This is a genomic window from Streptomyces antimicrobicus (genome assembly GCF_020532625.1).
GTDB lineage: Bacteria > Actinomycetota > Actinomycetes > Streptomycetales > Streptomycetaceae > Streptomyces > Streptomyces antimicrobicus.
In genome coordinates this window covers 10,755-26,451 of sequence record NZ_JAJAUY010000049.1, presented here as the reverse complement: position 1 = coordinate 26,451, position 15,697 = coordinate 10,755, and the positions used below count along the sequence as shown (strand labels likewise).

The window sequence follows — 15,697 nt, the reverse complement described above, 5'->3', positions numbered from 1 at the left end:
GCACCGCCGGCTCAGTGCGCCGGTCCGGGGCGGCTCGCCGCCGCCCTCAGCGCGGCGACGCCCGCCTGGACCGACGGGCGCCGGGCCGCGTCGGCGCGCCAGACGGCGTACACGTGCCGGCGCACGCCGTCGCTCACGGGCAGCAGCCGGACCCCGGCCGGCACCGGACCCCGGCCGAGCCGCGGGGTCACGCACACCCCGAGCCCGGCCGCGACGAAGGCCAGCTGGGTGTGGTGCTCCTCGGCGATGTGGGTGATCCGGGGCTCCACGCCCAGTCCCCGCAGGGTGAAGACGAGCCACTCGTGGCAGAACTGCCCCTCGTTCCACGAGATCCACTCGTCGGCGGCGAACTCGGCCAGCGAGATGCACGAGGTGCCGGAGCGTCCGGCCAGCGGGTGACCGGCCGGCACCGCGATGTCGGCGGCGTCGTCCAGGAGGTGGGCGCGGTCGAGCTCGGCGGGCACCGGCATGCGCTTGTTGTGCCAGTCGATGGCCAGCGCCAGGTCCAGGTCCCCGCGCACCACCGCGGCCATGGCCTCCTCCGGCTCCTGCTCGCGGACCCGGGCCCGCAGGTCCGGGTGGTCGGCGCGCAGGGCCGTGAGGGCGGCGGGCAGCAGCCCGCGCATGGCGGTCGGAAAGGCGCCGATCCGCAGCTCGCCGACGGCGCGGCCGCGGTGCGCCTCGACGTCGGCCTGGGCGAGCTCGACCTGCGAGATGATCCGGGCCGCGTGGTCGGCGAGCAGCCGGCCGGCGTCGGTCAGCCGCACCCCGCGCCCGTTCCTGGCCAGCAGCGGCTGGCCGATCTCCCGCTCCAGCTTGGCCATCTGCTGCGACACCGCGGAGGTGGTCACGTGGAGGCCGTCGGCGGCGCCGCTGACCGAGCCGTGGCGGGCGAGGGCGTCCAGGGTGCGCAGGCGCTCCAGATTCAACATGTAAGCGATGCTACGACGTCGACCGTAAAAAATCTCGCTTGTCCTACGAGATCATGCCGAGCAGAGTACCTGGCATGAGCGCACCGACCACCCTGCCGGAGACCGGACCGGACGCCCTTCCGGACCCCCCGCCCGCCACTGCCGCCACCCGCACCTCCCCCGCCCCGCGCACCGCTCCTGCCCCGCGACGCGGCCCGCTCCGCCGGGCGGCGGCCGACTGGCGGCTGCGCTTCGCCTTCCTCTCCCTCGTGTGGGGCTTCAGCTTCCTGCTGATCAAGGTCGGCACCACCGCCTACGCGCCCTTCCAGGTGGCCTTCGGCCGGGTCTTCTTCGGTGCCCTCGCCCTGCTGGCCGTGCTGCTGCTGCGCCGCGAGGCCCTGCCGCGCGGGATCCGCACGTGGGGCCACCTCGGGGTGGCCGCGCTGCTGCTCAACACCGTGCCGTTCTCGCTGTTCGCGTACGCCGAGCTCACCATCCCCTCCAGCCTCGCGGGCATCTGCAACGCCACCTCGCCGCTGTGGGGCATGGCGCTCTCGCTCGTCGCCCTCTCCGAGGACCGGCCGACCCGGCGCCGTGTCGCGGGCCTGGGCCTGGGCTTCCTCGGCGTGCTGACGGTGCTCGGCGCCTGGCAGGGCTTCGCCGGGATCGACGCGCGGGGCACCGCGCTGGCCCTGCTGGCGTCGCTGTGCTACCCGATCGGCTGGATCTACGTGCGCCGGACGCTGGCCTCGCGGGGCGGCTCGGCCGTCGCCATGACCGGCGGCCAGCTGCTGCTCTCCGCCGGCCAGCTGGCCGTGCTCGCCGCGCTGTTCACCCCGGCCCCGGCCGGCTTCCCGCTCTGGCCCACCCTGGCGGTGATCGTGCTGGGCGCGGCCGGCACCGGCCTGGCGCTGCAGATGCAGTACGGCCTGGTCGCCGAGATCGGTCCGACGACCGCGCAGATGGTCACCTACTTCATCCCGGTCGTCGCCACCACGGCGGGCGTGCTGGTCCTCGGCGAACAGCTGCACTGGAACACCCCGGTCGGCGCCGCCGTCGTCCTGGCCGGCGCGGCGCTCACCCAGAGCCGACCGCGCCCGACCGACGCCTGACCGGCCGGGGCCGGACGAGGGGGGACGGCACGCTCCGTCCCACCCTCGTCCGGCCCCGCCCCCCCTCCGGCCCCGTCCGGCCCCGGCCCCTCCGTCCCCGGTTCCTCGGCTCGCCGCCGGGCCCTCAGTCGTAGCGCACCCCGACCGCCGGGCGCGCCGCCGCGGCCACCGCCTCCGCGAGCGGCTCGACGTCCGCCGCCACCAGGGGCGAGACGGTGATCCGCACGGCCGGGCCGGTCTCCACACGGAAGCGCGCGCCGGGCGCGACGGCCCAGCCCGCCCGCACCAGCCGGGTCACCGCGCTGGTCTCGTCGGCCACCGGCACCCACACGTTCATCCCGCTGCGCCCGTACGCCGCGACCCCGCGCCGGGCCAGCGCCCGCAGCAGCGCCCCCCGGCGCTCCCCGTAGGAGCGGGCCACCGCCGCCGGGTCCACCGCCCCGGAGGACCACAGCTCCACCACCGCGTACTGCAGCAGCCGGCTGACCCAGCCGGCACCGAGCCGCTGCCGTCCGCCCACCCGGTCCAGGGTGGTCCCGTCGCCGGTCAGCACGGCCAGCCTCAGGTCGGGCCCGTAGGCCTTGGCGGACGACCGTACGAAGGCCCAGCTGCGGGTGGCCCCCGCCAGCGGGTGCAGGGGCTGGTCGACGATGGCGTGCCCGTGGTCGTCCTCGACGAGCAGCACCTCGGGACGCCCGCCCAGTACGGCGCGCAGCTCCGCCGCGCGCTCGCGGCCGAGCGCCGCGCCGGTCGGGTTCTGCGCCCGGCAGGTGACGACGAGCGCCCGCGCGCCCGCGGCGAGCGCCCGGTCGACGCTCTGCGGCACCGGCCCGTCCTCGTCCACGGCGACCGGCAGCACCCGCAGGCCCATGGCCGGGACGAGGTCGAGCAGGCTGCCCCACCCCGGGTCCTCGACGGCGACGGCGTCGCCGGGCTTGAGGTGGGCGGCCAGCACGCGTTCGATCCCGTCGAGCGCGCCGGAGGTCACGGCCACCGGCCCCGCGGGCACGCCGTCGGCCTCCAGCCCCGCCCGGGCGAGCGCGGCGAGCTCCGGGACGACGCTCTCCCCGCCGTACAGCCCGCGCCGCTCGGCGTCCCGGGCCGCGGCCACCGCCAGGGCGGGGCCCAGCGGCGGCAGCAGCGCGGGGTCGGGGTTGCCCGTGGACAGGTCCCTGGTGCCGGGCGGGGCCTCCACGGTCATGGCCTCGCGCGGGGAGCTCGCCGGGCGGGCCCGCACCCGGCTGCCGCGCCGCCCGTCGGTCTCGATCACGCCGCGCTCGCGCAGCGTGCGGTAGGCCGCGGCCACCGTGTTCGGGTTGACCCCGAGCACGGCGGCCAGCTCCCGCATCGGCGGCAGCGGCGCGCCGGGCGCGAGCGCTCCCGCGCCCACGCCCGCTTCCACACTGGCCGCGATCTCCGATGCGCGGCGCCCCTCGATCCGATATTCTCCTAGCACAAACAACATTATGCACTAGTGCAATGGAGTCGGCACCATGACCGCTGCCACCACCGGGGCCCCCGGGACCACCGCGAACACCGCGGCCCCCGCCTACGCGAAGACCGACCGCACCGTCCCGAGCCGCTCCCGGGAGCGGGCCCACTACGACCGCGAGACGGTGCACTCGATACTCGACGCGGCCTACCTGTGCCACCTCGGTTTCGTCCGCGACGGCGCCCCGGTCGTGCTGCCCACCCTCTACGCCCGGGTCGGCGAGCGCCTCTACATCCACGGCTCCACCGGTTCGCGCCCGCTGCTGGCCGCGGGGAAGGCGGACCCGGGGCTGCCGGTCTGCGTGACGGTCACCCACGTCGACGGGCTGGTGCTGGCCAAGTCCGCCTTCCACCACTCGATCAACTACCGGTCGGTCGTCGTCCACGGCACCGCGTACCAGGTGACGGACGAGGCCGAGGCCCGCACCGCGCTGGACGCGCTGGTCGACCAGGTGGTCCCGGGCCGCGCGGCCGACTCCCGGCCGGCCAACGCCAAGGAGCTGGCCGCCACCGCCGTCATCCGGCTGGACCTGGAGGAGGTCTCGGCGAAGATCCGTACCGGCGGCGTGAACGACGAGCCCGAGGACCTGGCGCTGCCGTACTGGTCGGGCGTGGTCCCGGTGACCCGGACCTACGGCACGCCGATCCCGTCCGAGGGCCAGGACCCCGCCCTGACCACTCCGGACTACCTCGCGGCGCTCTGAGCCGGGGCGGGCCGGCGTCCCGGCCCGGGGACGAGCCCGGCCGCCGGCCCGTCCGCCGGGCGCCGGGCCTCGCCCGCGATCAGCGCGACCACGGCCGCGAGCAGCAGGACGGTGCCGAGCACCACGGCGCCGGTGAGCCGCTCCCCCAGCGCCAGCACAGCGATCAGGGCCGCGCTGACCGGCTCGATCAGCATGATCACGGAGACGGTCGCGGCCCGGACCGCCGCCGTCCCCTTGAAGTAGAGGACGTACGCCAGCGCGGTCGGCACCGTGGCGAGGTACGCCATCAGCGCCGCCACCTGGCCGAGCGCGGCGGTGTGCGGGAGCAGGCCCTCGACCGCCGCCGGCAGCAGCAGGCACACCGCGCCGACCGCAACCGACCACGCGGTGGTGACCAGGACGTCCCCGCCGGCGCCGCGCCGGCCCTGCGACCTGGTCCACAGGGTCATCGCGGCGTACCCGGCCGCCGAGAGCAGCGCGAGGCCGACGCCGAGGGGGCGCACCTGCGCGCCCCCGCCACCCAGGACCAGCACGACCAGTCCGGCGAGCGCCCCGCACACGGCGGCCGTGCCGCCCGCGCCGAGCCGCTCGCCCATGCCGTAGCGGGCGCCCAGCGCGATCATCACCGGCCCGGCGCCGAGCGTGACCACGGTGCCGACGGCGAGCCCGGTCTGCTGGACCGCGCCGAAGTAGGCGGCCTGGAAGACGGTGAACATCAGCCCGGTGAACAGCAGCGAGCCCGGCGCGGGCCGAACCGCCGGCCGAACCGCGCCCCGCCCGCGCCGGCGGCGGCGGACCGCGAGGACGCCCAGCAGGACCACCAGGCCTCCGGCGCACCGCCAGAAGGACAGGGCGAGCGGGCCGAGGTCACTGGCCAGGAAGAGCAGGGAGGCCGCCGCTCCGGCGGTGCCCCAGGCGATTCCGGCGACGACGAGGTAGAAGAGGCTGCGTCCGGCAGCCGAGGTGTGCGACACGTAGGTCTCCGCGCGTGCGTGAAGGATGGCAGGTTCAGGTCATCGCTTCGCGGGCAGCACGGTGACGGCCCGGGACACCCGGACCTAAGGCCTGGTCAGGAAGGCCTCGACGGTGTGGCGGCCGCCCGCGTCAGGCAGCGGGAGGCGGGAGCACGGTCGCATGCATGCCAGTCACCCTAGGCGCTGGCCCGTTCGCGGTCCAGCGCGGCCGGGTCCCCTACCCCCGCCACCGCCTCGGGACCGGACGCCGCAGGGGACGCGGAAGCCGGGGCGGCCGACCGCGACGACTGGGCGATGAACGCCCCGCCCAGCACCAGCGCACCCCCGAGGATCTGCGGTGTGGAGAGGTGTTCGCCCAGCAGCACCCAGGCCAGCACCGTCGCCACGACCGCCTCCAGGCAGGCCACCACACCGGCCACCTGGGGGGAGAGCATGCGCACGGAGACGACTCCGGTGAGGTAGGCGAAGACGGTGGCGACGAGCACCACCCAGCCGACGAGCACCGGCGCGGGCACGCTCGTCCCGGCCACCTCGGCGCTGCCGGCCAGCAGCTGCCAGTCGATCTGCCAGGGGCGGGCGAGCACGGTCATCACGAGGGCGCCGACGGCCATGCCGTACGCGATGACGCCGATCGGGTCGGGCACCTCGGCGCCGTCGGTGCCCTGGTCGGCGAAGACGAAGTAGAACGCCTGGCAGCAGGCGGCCGCGAGGCCGAGCAGCACACCGAGCGGGTCCAGGCTCAGGCCGGACCAGATCTCCACCACACAGGCCAGACCCACGACGGCCACGGCGGCCCCGGCCGCGGCCGCGCGGGTCACCGGCTTGCGCTGCACGAACCGGATCCAGCCCAGCAGCAGGGCCGGGCCCAGGTACTCCAGCAGCAGGGCGACCCCGACCGGGATCCGGGACAGGGAGGCGAAGTAGCAGGCCTGCACACCGGCCACGGCGACCAGACCGAACCCGGCCAGCAGGCCCGGTCGGCGGCGCAGCAGGTCACGGTGGCGCCAGGTGAGCGGGGACAGCACCAGCGCGGCCCCGGCGACCCGTATCCAGACCATGTGCAGCGGGTCCAGCCCCGCCTCGATCAGCGGCTTGGCCGCCACTCCCGAACCACCGAACGCGAACGCCGAGACGAGGGCGAGGCCCAGTCCGGCATGTCTCCCTGACGCTTGCATCGGGCCATCATGACATCACCTGTCAGGAGCGTCACGAGGGTGACACCTGTTGAGACGGTATCGACGCGACCGCCGCGTTTCTGACAGGTCGTCAGTATTGAATGTTCCGTCCACCGGGGCTACGTTCCGCCGCACGGACCCGACGAGAAGGGGTGGCCGCATGGCCGAAGTCAGCGCGCAATCACGCATCGAGGCGCCCGCCGCGAAGGTCTGGTCCCAGCTGACGGACTGGGACGCGTACGGCGAGTGGAGCATGACGCACACCGGCTTCCCCAAGGGCGGCCCGCAGACCCTTGAGGTCGGGACCACCTTCGAGGAGAACATGAAGATGATGGGCTTCCCCGCCGAGGTCACCTGGACCGTCGAGGAGCTGGAGGCCGAGCGGGTCCTGGCCATCAGGGGCAAGGGACCGATGGGCGTGATCGTCGGCACCCGGTACACGCTGCTCCCCGACGGCGGGGCCACCACCGTGCGCATCGACGGCGAGTTCACCGGCGCCGCCGTCTCCCTGATGGCGGGCAAGCTCAAGGACTCGGCCACGGCCGCGCTGAACGAGTCCCTGCGCAAGCTGGCCGGACTGCTGGCCTGAGACGCGCAGCGCCCCGCGCGAGGACCGCGCGGGGCGCCCGGTTCACCCCGGCCGGCTCAGTGCTCGTCGGCCAGGATCAGGTAGAGCTTCTTGCGGGCCTCGTTGATGACGGCGACGGCCTTCTCGCGCTGCTCGGGCGTGCCGGTCTTCCAGACCTGGCCGAACGCCTCCATCAGGCCGAAGCCGGCGGTGCGGATCTCGTTCATCGACTCGCGGTCGATGCCCCGCCCGGCCGCCTCCCACGGCGCGTCGGAGCCGGCTTCGGCCTCCGCGCGCCCGGCGTCGGTGAGCGTGAACAGCTTCTTGCCGCCCTCGCTCTCGCTGCGGATCAGCCCCTCGTCCTCCAGCATCTGGAGGGTCGGGTAGACCGAGCCGGGACTGGGCCGCCAGGCCCCGCCGCTGCGCTCGCCGATCTCCTGGATCATCTCGTACCCGTGCATGGGGCGGTCGGCCAGCAGCGCCAGGATCGACGCGCGGACGTCGCCGCGCCGGGCCCGCCGGTGCGGTCCGCCACGCCCCCCGCGCCCGCCGAAGGGGCCGCCGCCGAAGGGCGGCCCGAACGGGCCGAAGGCGCGCCGGCGCCCCTCGAACTCTCCCTGACGGTCGGGGCCGCAGTGCGGTCCGCTCCCGTACCGGTGACCGTGCCCGTGCTCATGGCCGTGCTCGTGTCCGTGTCCACGTGAACGCATGACTGCGCTCCTTTCGTCTGGGTCGGTTGAAAACGGTGTGACATCACGACCATCGTCGAACGGTCGCGATGCGTCAACGATATATCGGGACTGTTCGGGTGGCAAGGCCAGTCGTCCCGGATTGGCCTTGTCGCCGGTCCGGCGGCGGCCTCTACGGTCGGGGCATGCGCTTGCGAATCGTCGACGCCTTCACCGACCGGCCCTTCCAGGGCAACCCCGCCGGGGTCCTGCTGTTCGACTCCGCCTTCCCGCCGGACCGCTGGCTCCAGCAGGTCGCGGCGGAGGTCAACCTCTCCGAGACCGCCTTCGCCCGGCCGCTGCCGCCCGGCGGGGACGCCGACTGGGCGCTGCGCTGGTTCACCCCGGCCGCCGAGGTCGACATGTGCGGCCACGCCACCCTGGCGACCGCGCACGTCCTGGCCGGTGCCGGGCTGGCGACGGGCCCGGTCCGGTTCTCGGCCCGGTGCGGTCTGCTGACCGCCGAGACCGCCCCGGACGGCACGGTCACCCTGGACTTCCCCACGTCCTCACTGACGCCGGTCGAGACCCCCGCCGAGATCGACGCGGCGCTGGGCGGTGTCGCCGTCCGCTCGGTGCACGACACCTCCGACCACGTCGGCGACCTCGTGGTGGAGCTGGCCGACGAACGCACCGTGCGCGAGCTGACCCCGGACCTCACGGCCCTGCGCCGGTACGCCCGGCGCGGAGTGATCGTCACGGCCCCCGCCGAGGACCCCGCCCGCGGCTACGACTTCGTCTCCCGCGGCTTCTTCCCGGCCTTCGGGATCGACGAGGACCCGGTCACCGGCAGCGCCCACACCGCACTCGCGCCGTTCTGGTCGGCCCGGCTGGGCGGCCGTACCGAGCTGACCGGCCTGCAGGGCGGTACCCGCACCGGCCGGGTGGGAGTCACCCTCAAGGGTGAGCGCACCCTGCTGACCGGCAGGGCGGTCACGGTCCTCGACGGGGAGCTGCTCACGGCCCCCTGACCGGCCCGGGGCTCAGTGCGGCGGGGTCGGCAGCCAGCCCACCTTGCCGGCCAGCAGGGCGTACCCGCCGAAGGCGACGACGTCGAGCAGCGTGTGGGCGACCACCAGCGGGCCGACCCGCCCCCAGCGGCGGTAGAGCAGGACGAAGACGGCACCCATCACGGCGTTGCCGACGAACCCGCCGACGCCCTGGTACAGGTGGTACGAGCCGCGCAGCAGTGAGCTGGCCAGCAGCGACGCCCGCGGGGACCAGCCGAGCTGGTCGAGCCGGCGCAGCAGGTAGGCCAGCACGATCACCTCTTCCACCACCGAGTTCTGCACGGCGGAGAGGATCAGCACCGGGAACTTCCACCACACGTCGGGCAGTGCCTCCGGCACCACCGTCAGGTTGAACCCCGAGGCCCGCGCCGCCAGGTAGAAGGCCAGCCCCGCGCTGCCGATCCCGGCCGCGACCAGCGCGCCCCGCGCGAGGTCCCGGCCGGGCCGGGAGCGGTCCAGGCCCAGCGCGCGCAGCCCGGGCACACCCTCCCGGGTGAGCAGATGGGCCACCAGCAGGACCGGGACCAGCGCGGTCGCGATGCCGAACAGCTGCCAGGCCAGGTCGAGCCACGGCCGGCCGGGGGCGTAGGAGCCGTTGAGCGTGGCGGCCTGGTCCTTCAGGCCGCCGGGCCTGGTCAGCGCGCCGATGAAGCTGATCAGCGAGGAGACCGCGCTCGCGCCCAGCGACAGGGCGAGCACGAGCAGCGTCTCGGCGCGCAGCGTCCCCCGCCCGTCCTGGCGCAGCTCCAAGGTCACCGGCTCCCGCTCCGCCCGCACTGCGTGACTCCCGTCCTGCCGTCCCGATCCGACCACCCCATACTGCCTCGCCGCGGGGCGGTACGGATCACCGGACGGCCGGGAAGGGTCAGCGCAGGCCGCTCGGCCAGGTGTGGACCGGGTCCCCCTTGTGCATCAGCTCCGAGTACCGCCGCGTGGTCGCGGCCAGCGCCCCCGCGCGGTCCAGCCCGGACGCCAGCGCCGCCCGGTAGGCGTCCACCTGCCAGGTGGCCCCGTTGACCCGCCGCCGGCAGCGCTCCTCGATGATCCCGAGGTAGTGGTCCCGGTCGGCCGGCTCGATCCCCCAGGCGTCCAGCCCCGCCGCCGCCATCGGCAGCAGCTCGTCCAGGACCAGCCGTACGGCCGGGACGCTCGCCAGCCCGCCCGCCCGGCCCCGGCGCGGCCAGCGCAGCCGGGCGTCGATCCCGTACCGGCAGGCGGCGTCGAAGTTGGCCTCCGCCTCCGCGAACGGCATCCGGGTCCACACCGGCCGCGGTTCGTCGGCGAGGGTGCGCACGAGCCCGTAGTAGAAGGCGGCGTTGGCCACCACGTCGGCCACGGTCGGGCCGGCGGGCAGCACCCGGTTCTCCACCCGCAGGTGGGGCACGCCGTCGGCGACGCCGTACACCGGCCGGTTCCAGCGGTAGACGGTGCCGTTGTGCAGGACCAGCTCCTGCAACGAGGGGATCCCCCCGTCGGCGAGCACCCCGAGCGGCTCCTCCTCGTCGCAGATCGGCAGCAGCGCCGGGAAGTAGCGGACGTTCTCCGCGAACAGCTCGTACGCCGAGTCCACCCAGCGCTCGCCGAACCAGGTGCGCGGGCGCACGCCCTGTGCCTGGAGCTCCGGCGGCCGGGTGTCGGTGGCCTGCGTGAACAGCGGCGGGCGCGACTCGCGCCACAGCTCCCGCCCGAACAGGAACGGCGAGTTGGCGCCGACGGCGATCTGCGCCGCCGCCACGCACTGCGCGGCGTTCCACAGGTCCGCGAACCGGTTCGGCGTCACCTGCAGGTGCAGCTGCACGGAGGTGCACGCGGCCTCGGGCACGATCGAGCCGGAGGTGCACCGCAGGCGTTCGACGCCCTCGATGTCGAGGGTGAAGTCCTCGCCGCGCAGCATCAGGATCTGCTCGTTGAGCAGCGAGTAGCGGTCCACCGCCGAGAGGTTGGCGGAGACCACGTCGTCCTGGGTCAGCGTGGGCAGGATGCCGATCATCACCACGCCCGCGTCGATGTCCGCGGCCTGCCGGTGGGCGTAGCCGAGGCCGGTGCTCAGTTCCTCCGTGAGCTGGTCGAAAACCCGGCCTCCCAGCCGGTGCGGGAGTATGTTGACCTCCAGGTTGAACATTCCGAGTTCGGTCTGGAAATCGGAGCTCGCAATCCTCTCCAGAACCTGTGCATTCACCATTCTCGGCAACCCGTCCGGACCCGCCAGATTCAGCTCGATCTCAAGTCCCATCATGTTCTTCGGGCGATCGAACCTCTTCTCCGCCAGAAGCCGCTCCAGCCCCTCGAGGCACTCGTGAAGCTTCCTTCGATACCTCTGCCGATCGGACAGGTCGAATCCGCCTGCCACGACCTTCTCCCCCATCGAAGCGTCCCTCCTCGCATGGGCCCGCCCGGGCTCCCGGGCGCGCTGTACGGTCGATGATGCCCCGGCGCCGTGATCCATAACGCGCGGGGGGGCGCGAGTGGCAAGGAGCGTGCGCCGGTTTGGCCGAGCGGCGCCCGGGCACATTCACTTGGCAAGGCGCCCGACGCAATTTCCGGACCGCTTTGCCGGCTCAGCAATACCGGAGCTTTTCAGCCGAGCCCTTGTCAGGTAACCTCCGAGGTCAGCGCGTGATGTCCGCGTGCCCACGGCATGAAATCCTGGACAGCGGGACCGGTAAGCGTCTTGCCGGCAATAGCCGGGACAGCTAGCCGAAACACTGTGTGAACACATGTCGTATAAACTCCGCAAACGAGGCAGAGAGTTGGCGCGCGGCCATTGCCCCTCAGCCCACCTCTGACCCCAGAATGCGACCCAGCGCCGTCCGTACCACCCCCTCATCCCCAAGGTCTCCCGAGTGAGAGGCGACCCACCATGCCGCTGCATGTCCCCCCGGCACCCGCGCCCGCCCTGCGCAGCGTTCTTGCGGCTCTGAGCACTCCCGCCGGTTTCGACGAGGTCCTCACCCCGGGCCTGCGGGCCCTCCCGGGACCCAAGACCGCCGAACTGCCGCTGCCGCTCCACGTCCTGGACCGGGTCACCGCCGGCGGCCGGCCGCCCCGCACCCGGCTGGCCGGGTGGCGGTTCCTGATCCGCAGCGGCGACCGCCACGTGGCGGCGGCCGACACCCGGCTCACCCCGGACGGCTGGGTCTTCTCCCACTTCTTCGAGGGCCCCTACGTCACCGCCACCGAACGGGCGCTGCGCCAGGCCGAGTCGCTCGGCAAGAGCTACCAGCCCAGACTGCTGTCCGTGCCGGAGCTGTACATGCTCACCCTCTGGCTGCACGGCGCGGTCGGCGCCGACGCCTCGGCCGGGCTGCCGGCCGCCGCGGACCTGCTGGTGCCACTGGCCCCGGCGCCGCCCGGCATCGCCGCGTACCGTCCGCACCCGGTGTCGGAACTGCTGCCGGTGATGACCCTGCGGCTGACCCCTCCCGCACCGCCCGTACCGCCCTCGCTGGCGGCGCCGGCGGCGTGAACCGGCCACCCGCCCGGTTGGCCCATCCGGGGTAGTCCGCTCGGGCCACTCGCGAACCACCCGAAATGACAGGGGAGTTGAGCTGAACCGCCCGCACGGGTGATGCGTCATCAATCCATGAGGACAGCTGCCGGGAAATCCCTGCGGACGGAGGTCCGGAGGGCAAGACTGGGACCCTGACCACACCGAGATTGATACGGGGGGCGGCCATGAGCAACGTGACGAGCCGCAGCACACAGACCACATCGCAGCGAAAGAACGCATCCATGTGCCAGCACCAGCCTGTCTGCCCATCAGCCGACTCAGCCGACCGGGAGGCCGCTCAGCCGGTGGCCAATCACCCGGAGCAGGGCTGGAGCCTGCTGTGCAACGGCGTCCTGCTCTTCGAGGACACCGGTGAGCTGCTGCCGGACGGCCAGATCATCGCACCGCACCGGCCGCTCGCGGCGGCCTGACCGACCGGCACGAACGACCGCAGGGGCCGGTCCGGGAGTTCCCTCCCGGACCGGCCCCTGCGGCGTGGCGCGTCAGGCTCAGGCGTCGTACTCGTCCAGCGGCGGGCAGGAGCAGACCAGGTTGCGGTCGCCGAAGGCGCCGTCGATCCGGCGCACCGGCGGCCAGTACTTCTCGTCCGCGCTGACCCCGCCCGGGAAGACCGCCTCGTCGCGGGTGTACGGGTGGTTCCACTCGCCGCCGAGCGCCGCCGCGGTGTGCGGGGCGTTGGCCAGCGGGTTGTCACCGGCCGGCCACTCGCCGGAGGCGACCTTCTCGATCTCGGCGCGGATGGCGATCATGGCGTCGCAGAACCGGTCGATCTCGACGAGGTCCTCGGACTCCGTCGGCTCGATCATCAGCGTGCCGGCCACCGGGAACGACATGGTCGGCGCGTGGAAGCCGTAGTCGATCAGGCGCTTGGCGATGTCGTCGACGGAGACGCCGGTCGCCTTCGACAGCGGGCGCAGGTCGATGATGCACTCGTGCGCGACCAGGTTGCCCGGGCCGGTGTACAGCACCGGGTAGTGCGGCTCCAGACGCTTGGCGATGTAGTTCGCGCCGAGCACCGCGACCTGGGTGGCGCGCTTGAGGCCCTCGCCGCCCATGAGGCGCACGTACGACCACGAGATCGGCAGGATGCCGGCCGAGCCCCAGGGGGCGGCCGAGATCGGGCCGACGCCCGTCTCGGGGCCGGCGGTCGGCTGCAGCGGGTGGTTGGGCAGGTACGGCGCCAGGTGCGCGCGGACACCGACCGGGCCGACGCCCGGGCCGCCACCGCCGTGCGGGATGCAGAAGGTCTTGTGCAGGTTCAGGTGCGAGACGTCACCGCCGAAGTGGCCCGGCTTGGCGAGGCCGACCAGGGCGTTGAGGTTGGCGCCGTCGACGTAGACCTGGCCGCCCGCCTCGTGGACCAGGCCGCAGATCTCGGCGACGTGCTCCTCGAACACACCGTGCGTGGACGGGTAGGTGATCATCAGCACGGCGAGCTCGTCGCGGTACTGCTCGATCTTGGCGCGCAGGTCGGCGGCGTCCACCTCGCCGTCGTCGGCGGTCTTGACGACGACCACCTTCATGCCGGCCATCACGGCGCTGGCGGCGTTGGTGCCGTGCGCGGAGGACGGGATGAGGCAGACGGTGCGCTGCTCGTCGCCGTTGGCGCGGTGGTAGGCGCGCACGGCCAGCAGGCCGGCGAGCTCACCCTGGGAGCCGGCGTTGGGCTGGATCGAGACCTTGTCGTATCCGGTGACCTCGCAGAGACGTTCCTCCAGCTCACGGATGAGCGTGAGGTAGCCCTCGGCCTGGTCGACCGGGGCGAAGGGGTGCAGCTGGCCGAACTCGGGCCAGGTCACCGGCTCCATCTCGGTGGTCGCGTTGAGCTTCATGGTGCACGAACCCAGCGGGATCATGCCGCGGTCCAGCGCGTAGTCCTTGTCGGCGAGCTTGCGCAGGTAGCGCAGCATCGCGGTCTCGGAGCGGTGCTGGTGGAAGACCGGGTGGGTCAGGTACGCGTCGGAGCGCAGCAGACCGGCCGGCAGCGCGTCGGGGGTGACCTCGTCGAGGGCCTCGACGTCGGCGCTGACGCCGAAGGCGGCCCAGACGGCCTCCAGGTCGGCGCGGGTGGTGGTCTCGTCGCAGGAGACCGACACCAGGTCCTCGCCGGCCAGGTACAGGTTGACGCCGCGGTCACGGGCGGCGGCCACGACCTCGGCGGCCTTGCCGGGCACCCGAGCGGTGAGGGTGTCGAAGTAGCTGCCGTGGACCAGCTCGACCCCGCCGGCGGTCAGACCCGCGGCCAGGATCGCCGCGTAGCGGTGGGTCCGGCGGGCGATCGTCCGCAGGCCCTCCGGGCCGTGGTAGACGGCGTACATGCCGGCCATGACGGCGAGCAGCACCTGCGCGGTACAGATGTTGCTGGTGGCCTTCTCCCGGCGGATGTGCTGCTCACGGGTCTGCAGCGCCAGGCGGTAGGCCTTGTTGCCGTCGGCGTCGACGGAGACGCCGACGAGGCGGCCGGGCAGCGAGCGGGCGTGCTTGTCCTGGACGGCCATGTAGCCGGCGTGCGGACCGCCGAAGCCCATCGGGACACCGAAGCGCTGCGTGGTGCCGACGGCGATGTCCGCGCCGAGCGCGCCGGGCGAGGTGAGCAGGGTCAGCGCCAGCAGGTCGGCGGCGACGGTGACGATCGCGCCGAGCTCGTGGGCCTGGTCGATGACGGCCTTGATGTCACGGACGGCACCGGAGGCGCCCGGGTACTGCAGCACGACGCCGAAGACGCCGCGCTCGGCGACCTCGGCCGGGATGCCCTCGCTCAGGTCGGTGACGACGACCTCGATGCCGAGCGGTTCGGCACGGGTCTCGATCACGGCGATGGTCTGCGGCAGCACGTCGGCGTCGACGACGAAGACGCCGCCCTTGACCTTGCCCACGCGCCGGGCCAGCGTCATGGCCTCGGCCGCCGCGGTGCCCTCGTCCAGCAGGGAGGCGCCGGAGGTCGGCAGGCCGGTCAGGTCGGCGACGACGGTCTGGAAGTTGAGCAGCGCCTCCAGCCGGCCCTGGGAGATCTCCGGCTGGTACGGGGTGTACGCCGTGTACCAGGCGGGGTTCTCCATGACGTTGCGCAGGATGACCGGCGGGGTGAAGGTCCCGTAGTAGCCGAGGCCGATCATCGAGGTCAGCACCTGGTTGCGGTCGGCGAGCTGGCGCAGCTCGGCCAGCACCTCGGCCTCGGTACGGGCGCCGGGCAGGTCCAGGGCCTCGGCGCTCTTGATCACATCCGGCACCGCGGCGGCGGTCAGCTCGTCCAGCGAGCCGTAGCCGATGTGCGCGAGCATCTTGGCCTGGGCCTCCCCGTCGGGCCCGATGTGGCGCTGCTCGAAGGGGATGCCACGCTCCAGCTGGGAGAGCGGAATGCGGTTGGCGGTCATGGGCGGAGGCCTCCTGGTCTGTACGACCTGCGAGGGGTGCCGCGGCGCGGGCACCCGGACGGCCTCCCCCTCTGTCATCTCAACCTGAGAGCTTCACCGGCCCGCGCGGGGATCGCCCGCTCCGGCCGGCTTTCACCGT

General features: G+C 73.6%; 14 protein-coding genes. 6 read left to right on the top strand and 8 right to left on the bottom strand.

Going from position 1 to position 15,697, the window contains the following annotated elements; translation table 11 throughout:
• Positions 1-11: 11 nt before the first annotated feature.
• A complete protein-coding gene (locus tag LG632_RS14830) occupies positions 12-932 on the bottom strand; it encodes a LysR family transcriptional regulator (protein WP_226727524.1) in 921 nt (306 codons plus the stop codon).
• Between the two features lie 74 nt (positions 933-1,006).
• Here LG632_RS14830 and LG632_RS14825 point away from each other — a divergent pair, with 74 nt between their 5' ends.
• The gene (locus tag LG632_RS14825; RefSeq protein WP_374203481.1) at positions 1,007-2,023 is read left to right on the top strand and encodes a DMT family transporter; all 1,017 of its coding nucleotides are present in this window, start codon (positions 1,007-1,009) and stop codon (positions 2,021-2,023) included.
• Between the two features lie 124 nt (positions 2,024-2,147).
• Here the strand turns inward: LG632_RS14825 and LG632_RS14820 are convergent, their stop codons facing one another.
• Positions 2,148-3,479, bottom strand: coding sequence for an aminotransferase class I/II-fold pyridoxal phosphate-dependent enzyme (locus LG632_RS14820; protein WP_226727522.1), 1,332 nt, complete (start codon positions 3,477-3,479; stop codon positions 2,148-2,150).
• Positions 3,480-3,516: 37 nt separating this feature from the next.
• On the opposite strand from LG632_RS14820, the gene LG632_RS14815 reads away from it, so the two are divergent.
• Positions 3,517-4,218, top strand: a complete 702-nt coding sequence (locus LG632_RS14815; protein ID WP_226727521.1) for a pyridoxamine 5'-phosphate oxidase family protein — start codon at positions 3,517-3,519, stop codon at positions 4,216-4,218.
• Here the strand turns inward: LG632_RS14815 and LG632_RS14810 are convergent.
• Both LG632_RS14810 and LG632_RS14805 read right to left on the bottom strand, forming a co-directional pair.
• On the bottom strand, positions 4,200-5,192 hold the full coding sequence (locus LG632_RS14810) for a DMT family transporter (RefSeq protein WP_226727520.1): 993 nt from the start codon (positions 5,190-5,192) through the stop codon (positions 4,200-4,202). The genes LG632_RS14815 and LG632_RS14810 overlap by 19 nt on opposite strands.
• A gap of 176 nt (positions 5,193-5,368) precedes the next feature.
• The gene (locus LG632_RS14805; protein ID WP_226727519.1) at positions 5,369-6,367 is read right to left on the bottom strand and encodes an EamA family transporter; all 999 of its coding nucleotides are present in this window, start codon (positions 6,365-6,367) and stop codon (positions 5,369-5,371) included.
• A gap of 160 nt (positions 6,368-6,527) precedes the next feature.
• On the opposite strand from LG632_RS14805, the gene LG632_RS14800 reads away from it, so the two are divergent.
• On the top strand, positions 6,528-6,956 hold the full coding sequence (locus LG632_RS14800) for a type II toxin-antitoxin system Rv0910 family toxin (RefSeq protein ID WP_226727518.1): 429 nt from the start codon (positions 6,528-6,530) through the stop codon (positions 6,954-6,956).
• 56 nt (positions 6,957-7,012) lie between these two features.
• On the opposite strand, the gene LG632_RS14795 is transcribed toward LG632_RS14800, so the two are convergent.
• Positions 7,013-7,645: a PadR family transcriptional regulator gene (locus tag LG632_RS14795; protein WP_226727517.1), complete on the bottom strand. Its 633-nt coding sequence runs from the start codon at positions 7,643-7,645 to the stop codon at positions 7,013-7,015.
• A 164-nt stretch (positions 7,646-7,809) separates the two neighbouring features.
• Between LG632_RS14795 and LG632_RS14790 the strand changes: the two genes are divergently transcribed.
• On the top strand, positions 7,810-8,634 hold the full coding sequence (locus LG632_RS14790) for a PhzF family phenazine biosynthesis protein (RefSeq protein WP_226727516.1): 825 nt from the start codon (positions 7,810-7,812) through the stop codon (positions 8,632-8,634).
• 12 nt (positions 8,635-8,646) lie between these two features.
• Here the strand turns inward: LG632_RS14790 and LG632_RS14785 are convergent, their stop codons facing one another.
• Positions 8,647-9,429 carry a CPBP family intramembrane glutamic endopeptidase gene (locus tag LG632_RS14785; protein WP_226727515.1) on the bottom strand — a complete coding sequence of 261 codons (783 nt, stop codon included), beginning with the start codon at positions 9,427-9,429 and terminating at the stop codon, positions 8,647-8,649.
• Positions 9,430-9,538: 109 nt separating this feature from the next.
• A complete protein-coding gene (locus LG632_RS14780; protein WP_226727514.1) occupies positions 9,539-11,038 on the bottom strand; it encodes a glutamate-cysteine ligase family protein in 1,500 nt (499 codons plus the stop codon).
• A gap of 495 nt (positions 11,039-11,533) precedes the next feature.
• On the opposite strand from LG632_RS14780, the gene LG632_RS14775 reads away from it, so the two are divergent.
• Together LG632_RS14775 and LG632_RS14770 are read left to right on the top strand one after the other, a co-directional pair.
• A complete protein-coding gene (locus LG632_RS14775) occupies positions 11,534-12,139 on the top strand; it encodes a hypothetical protein (RefSeq protein ID WP_226727513.1) in 606 nt (201 codons plus the stop codon).
• Positions 12,140-12,405: 266 nt separating this feature from the next.
• A complete protein-coding gene (locus LG632_RS14770; RefSeq protein ID WP_308108455.1) occupies positions 12,406-12,594 on the top strand; it encodes a DUF5999 family protein in 189 nt (62 codons plus the stop codon).
• A gap of 78 nt (positions 12,595-12,672) precedes the next feature.
• On the opposite strand, the gene gcvP is transcribed toward LG632_RS14770, so the two are convergent.
• Positions 12,673-15,558 carry an aminomethyl-transferring glycine dehydrogenase gene (gcvP, locus tag LG632_RS14765; RefSeq protein WP_226727511.1) on the bottom strand — a complete coding sequence of 962 codons (2,886 nt, stop codon included), beginning with the start codon at positions 15,556-15,558 and terminating at the stop codon, positions 12,673-12,675.
• Positions 15,559-15,697 lie beyond the last annotated feature (139 nt).

What these genes read in the sequence shown, in the direction of transcription:
- LG632_RS14775 (WP_226727513.1), top strand. Translation starts at nt 11,534, where the DNA reads ATGCCGCTGCATGTCCCCCCGGCACCCGCGCCCGCCCTGCGCAGCGTT.
- LG632_RS14825 (WP_374203481.1), top strand. Translation starts at nt 1,007, where the DNA reads ATGAGCGCACCGACCACCCTGCCGGAGACCGGACCGGACGCCCTTCCG.
- LG632_RS14795 (WP_226727517.1), bottom strand. Translation starts at nt 7,645, where the DNA reads ATGCGTTCACGTGGACACGGACACGAGCACGGCCATGAGCACGGGCAC.
- LG632_RS14800 (WP_226727518.1), top strand. Translation starts at nt 6,528, where the DNA reads ATGGCCGAAGTCAGCGCGCAATCACGCATCGAGGCGCCCGCCGCGAAG.
- LG632_RS14780 (WP_226727514.1), bottom strand. Translation starts at nt 11,038, where the DNA reads ATGGGGGAGAAGGTCGTGGCAGGCGGATTCGACCTGTCCGATCGGCAG.
- LG632_RS14805 (WP_226727519.1), bottom strand. Translation starts at nt 6,367, where the DNA reads ATGCAAGCGTCAGGGAGACATGCCGGACTGGGCCTCGCCCTCGTCTCG.
- LG632_RS14815 (WP_226727521.1), top strand. Translation starts at nt 3,517, where the DNA reads ATGACCGCTGCCACCACCGGGGCCCCCGGGACCACCGCGAACACCGCG.
- LG632_RS14770 (WP_308108455.1), top strand. Translation starts at nt 12,406, where the DNA reads ATGTGCCAGCACCAGCCTGTCTGCCCATCAGCCGACTCAGCCGACCGG.
- LG632_RS14790 (WP_226727516.1), top strand. Translation starts at nt 7,810, where the DNA reads ATGCGCTTGCGAATCGTCGACGCCTTCACCGACCGGCCCTTCCAGGGC.
- gcvP (WP_226727511.1), bottom strand. Translation starts at nt 15,558, where the DNA reads ATGACCGCCAACCGCATTCCGCTCTCCCAGCTGGAGCGTGGCATCCCC.
- LG632_RS14830 (WP_226727524.1), bottom strand. Translation starts at nt 932, where the DNA reads ATGTTGAATCTGGAGCGCCTGCGCACCCTGGACGCCCTCGCCCGCCAC.